The following is a 4,259-nucleotide window of genomic DNA, read 5'->3' on the forward strand; positions in this document are numbered from 1 at the left end:
GCATCGTCGACAAGACGCTGACCGCCGAAGCCGTGCGCGCCATCGGCCACGCCCTCGGTTCCGAAGCCGTCGCCCGCGGCCAGCAGGCCATCGCGGTCGGTCGCGACGGCCGCCTGTCGGGGCCGGAGCTCGCCGGCGCGCTCGCCGACGGCATCCGCGCCGCCGGGGTTGATGTGGTGGACGTGGGCTGCGTGCCCACCCCCCTCACCTACTTCGCGGCCTACGAGCTGGGCACCAATTCCTGCGTGTCTGTCACCGGCAGCCACAACCCGCCGGACTACAACGGCCTGAAGATGGTGCTGGGCGGCCAGACGCTCTTCGGCGAACTGATCCAGGCGCTGCGCCAGCGCATCATCGACGGCAACCTCGTCACTGCCGCCGTGCCCGGCAAGCTCACCCACGCTGATGTGGTGCCGGCCTATGTCGAGAAGATCGTCGGCGACGTGAAGCTCTCCCGCCCGATGAAGGTGGTGATGGACTGCGGCAACGGCGTGGCCGGCGCGGTCGCACCCGAGCTCTTCAAGCGCCTGGGCTGCGAGCTCGTCGAGCTGTTCTGCGAGGTGGATGGCAACTTCCCCAACCACCATCCGGACCCGTCCAAGCCCGAAAACCTCGCCGACGTGATCCGCGCGCTGCGTGAAACCGACGCCGAGATCGGCCTCGCCTTCGACGGCGACGGCGACCGCCTGGGCGTGGTGACGAAGGATGGCGAGATCATCTTCCCGGACCGCCAGCTGATGCTGTTCGCCGAGGACGTGCTGTCCCGCGTGCCCGGCGGCGAGATCATCTACGACGTGAAATGCACCCGTAACCTGGCCGGCTGGATCAGGGATCGCGGCGGCAAACCCACCATGTGGAACACCGGCCACGCGCTGGTGAAGGCCAAGCTGAAGGAAACCGGCGCCCCGCTGGCCGGCGAGATGAGCGGCCACGTGTTCTTCAAGGAGCGCTGGTACGGCTTCGACGACGGCCTCTACACCGGCGCCCGCCTGCTGGAGATCGTCTCCCGCCACGCCGACGCCAACCCGGTGCTGAAGAACCTGCCCAACGCCACCAGCACCCCGGAGCTCAACATCAAGATGAACGAAGGCGAGCCCTTCGCGCTGGTGGATAAGCTCAAGGCCGAGGCCAAGTTTGAAGGCGCCGAGAGCATCCTGACCATCGACGGCGTGCGCGTCGAATACGCCGACGGCTTCGGCCTCGCCCGTCCGTCCAACACCACGCCGGTGGTGGTGCTGCGCTTCGAGGCCGACAACCAGGCCGCCATCGAGCGCATCCAGGCCGACTTCCGCCGCGCCATCGAAGGCGTCTGGCCGGGGGTGACGCTGCCGTTCTGAGCGCAATCGCAGCGCAAAAAAACGGCGACCGGAGCAATCCTGTCGCCGTTTTTGCTTTGTGCAGCGCGGGGCAGCCGGCGGCGCTCAACCCATCCCGGCCCCCGCCAGCCGCAGGCCGAAACCGATGAACAATCCACCCACGCCGCCCGTTGCCCCCGCCGACAGGCGTCGCCGACGCCGGAAGACCTCCGCCAGCCGGGTGCCGCCAAAGATCAGCGCCGACAGGTAGAGCGCGCTGAAGAACTGGACGATCACCCCCAGGATGAGGAAGGACAGCTCCGGATGGTCGTAGCCCGGCGACACGAACTGGATGAAGAAGGACACGAAGAACAGGATCGCCTTGGGGTTCATCAGGCTGATGAGCAGCGCCACCCGGAAGGGATGGGAGGCGTCCCGCGGCGGCTCCACGGGCGCCGCCGCGTCGGCCTCGCCCCGCCAGGTGCGCAGCCCCGCCCGCAGCAGCCCGATCCCCAGCCACACCAGATACGCCGCGCCGGCGTAGCGCAGCCCCATGAACAGCGCCGGCGTGGCCTGCAGCAGCGAGGCTGCGCCGGTGGCCGACAGGATCATCAGGATCAGGTCGCCCAGGAATATCCCGCAGGCGCCGCGATACCCCGCCGCCACGCCCCAGCGGGAGGCGACGGTCATCACGTAAAGCGAATTGGGGCCAGGCAGGAGCACGATGAAGATCGTCCCCAGCACGAAGGTAGTGATGTCGGTGATGCCGTAGAACATGGGCGAGCCCGCAAGGCAAAGCGTGGATTATCGCAGCCCACGGCCGGTGGGCGGGCTTGCCGCACGATCAACAGCAACTCAGCCGCCGGTGACCAGCGCGTCGGGAATCTCGATTCGGTCGCCGCTGCCCAGGGTGATGACCGAGGTGTCGCCGGCACGTTCCACCTCGAGGCCGGCCGGGCCGTCGGATGACACGGCCTTGCCGTCGGCAAAGGCCACGTGGCGCACGGCACCGCCGGGCAGGGTGATCCGCACCGTGCCAGCACCCGCCTCGCGGCGAATCACGCCGGCCTCGCAGGTGGTCGGCTGGCCGCCGGCCGGCATGCAGCGGATCGACGCGGTGGCGTGGAAGGGCGTGCCCGCCACCCGCGCGTCGCTCGCCGCGGCCTTGCCCGGGTGGGCGCCGGCCCGCACCGACAGGCTGTAGCGCGCCACCTCGTTGCGGCGGGCGGCATTGCGCATCAGATAGACGCGGACGAGATAGTCACCACTCACCGGGGCGACGGTCTCGAAACGGTTGCCCGAGGTGCTGCCGATGAACATCGCGCCATCGGTGGCGCCCGGGGCGTCCACATTGAAGTAGCCGCTCGGGTTGCTCGTCCTGAGCTGCATCACCACCGACTGGCCGGCCTCGAGCGGGATCAGGTAATCCGCCAGCTGGTAGCCCTTGAGCGTGCCCGACAGCGCCTGGGTGGCCCCGGCCGCGACGGCCACCTTCCGGGCGGGCGGCAGATCCGGCTGAACCGGGGCTGCCAACGCCAGCCCGGCCCAGGCCAGGACGGCCGCGCCCAGCAATGCACGACGGGCCATCTCAGCCCCGCTGCGCCAGGTAGTCGGGCTGAAAGGCCGCCATCCGGTAGGCGTCCCGATAGACACCATCGACGAAGAATTCATGGCGCAGGATCCCCTCTTCCGTGAAACCGAGTTTTCTATAAACCGACACCGCCCGGGTGTTCTCCACATCGACCACCAGGAACAGCTTGTAGAGATTGAGCACCGTGAAAGCGTAGCCCATGGCCAGGTGGGTCGCCTGGGTGGCATAGCCGCGGCCTTGGTGATCAGGCGAGATGATGATCTGGAACTCGGCCCGGCGGTGGATGTGGTTGATCTCCACCAGCTCCACCAGCCCCACCCGCAGGCCTTCGCGCTCGACGATGAAGCGCCGCTCGCTCTGGTCGTGGATGTGCTTGTCGTAGAGGTCGCAGAGTTCGACAAAAGCCTCGTAGGGCTCCTCGAACCAGTAGTGCATCACCGTCTCGTTGTTGTCCAGCTCGTGGACGAAGCGCAGGTCTTCCCGCTCCAGGGGTCTCAGTTTGAGTTGATCGTTCATACCGGCATCACACCGTGTTGTGCAAGGTTGGCGGCCCCGCGGGGCCCGGAGTGGTCTGACCCCGCGCCCGGCCGACAGTTCGCCCCGGATGGTCATGCCGGACGGGTGATCCGTCAAGCATCGCGGCCCGAACGAAGAAAAGGGCTGTCGCACCTGCGGCAGCCCTTTCAGGGGTGATGCGGCCCTGCGCGGGGCCGCGGCAAGGTCGGTCAGCCGGCGCTCACCGTCAGCCTGGGCTTGCGACCTTCGGCCACCCAGGCCAGCACCGTGCCGTACATGTCGGCCAGCGCCGGACGGGTGGCGCGCTCCTTCTCGGCGCGGTCGGTGTAGAAGGCGAGGGATTTCTCCCGGTTGCCGGACCACTGGTAGGCCACCCACAGGGCGGCCTGGCTCTCGTCCTTGCGGCCGGAGAGGGCCAGCGCTTCGGCCAGCGGCGTCCAGGTGGAGCTGCGACGCGGGTCGAGCTGCAGGGCGGCGGTCAGCACCTCGGCGGCTTCCTGGGGCTTGCCGGCCTTGACGAGGGCATAGCCCAGGTTGCCGGCCAGTTCCACGTCGCGGGGGTTTTCGGCGAGGCCCTTGCGGAACAGCTCGGCGGCGCGGGCCGGGTCTTCAGCCTTGAGGGCATCCAGGCCTTCGGTGTTGAGCTTGCGGGACACGGCCCGGTTGCCCGGCGCCGGCTTGCCCAGCTCCTCGATGCGGGCCGCCACGGCAAACACGGTCGCGGTGTCTTCCCGGGCGGCGGCGCCGAGGGTCTGGAGCAGGCACTGACGGGCCGAGCCGCAGCTTGCCGCGGCTACGCCAGGCTGGGCGGGCGGCGCAAGGGACACCGGCGGAACCGGCAGCACGGCCGGCTGGGC

Annotated in this window: 5 protein-coding genes; 1 reads left to right on the plus strand and 4 read right to left on the minus strand. The window is 69.0% G+C overall.

Annotation, left to right across the window (positions count from 1 at the left end; translation table 11 throughout):
* Positions 1-2 precede the first annotated feature (2 nt).
* Positions 3-1,337, plus strand: a complete 1,335-nt coding sequence (locus QQK25_RS22335) for a phosphomannomutase/phosphoglucomutase (protein ID WP_284189943.1) — start codon at positions 3-5, stop codon at positions 1,335-1,337.
* Positions 1,338-1,421: 84 nt separating this feature from the next.
* On the opposite strand, the gene leuE is transcribed toward QQK25_RS22335, so the two are convergent.
* From leuE to QQK25_RS22355, 4 genes are all read right to left on the minus strand, one after another.
* A complete protein-coding gene (leuE, locus tag QQK25_RS22340; protein WP_284189944.1) occupies positions 1,422-2,072 on the minus strand; it encodes a leucine efflux protein LeuE in 651 nt (216 codons plus the stop codon).
* A 78-nt stretch (positions 2,073-2,150) separates the two neighbouring features.
* Positions 2,151-2,882, minus strand: coding sequence for a hypothetical protein (locus QQK25_RS22345; protein ID WP_284189945.1), 732 nt, complete (start codon positions 2,880-2,882; stop codon positions 2,151-2,153).
* A 1-nt stretch (position 2,883) separates the two neighbouring features.
* Positions 2,884-3,402 carry a spermidine N1-acetyltransferase gene (speG, locus tag QQK25_RS22350; protein ID WP_153160204.1) on the minus strand — a complete coding sequence of 173 codons (519 nt, stop codon included), beginning with the start codon at positions 3,400-3,402 and terminating at the stop codon, positions 2,884-2,886.
* A gap of 209 nt (positions 3,403-3,611) precedes the next feature.
* On the minus strand, positions 3,612-4,259 hold a 648-nt coding region (locus tag QQK25_RS22355; protein WP_284189946.1), incomplete at its 5' end, for a tetratricopeptide repeat protein.

This window comes from Zoogloea oryzae (genome assembly GCF_030161255.1).
Classification (GTDB): Bacteria; Pseudomonadota; Gammaproteobacteria; order Burkholderiales; family Rhodocyclaceae; genus Zoogloea; species Zoogloea oryzae.

Bases quoted from the DNA above. Each gene is read 5' to 3' on its own strand.
- QQK25_RS22345 (WP_284189945.1), bottom strand. From the start codon at position 2,882: ATGGCCCGTCGTGCATTGCTGGGCGCGGCCGTCCTGGCCTGGGCCGGG.
- leuE (WP_284189944.1), bottom strand. From the start codon at position 2,072: ATGTTCTACGGCATCACCGACATCACTACCTTCGTGCTGGGGACGATC.
- speG (WP_153160204.1), bottom strand. From the start codon at position 3,402: ATGAACGATCAACTCAAACTGAGACCCCTGGAGCGGGAAGACCTGCGC.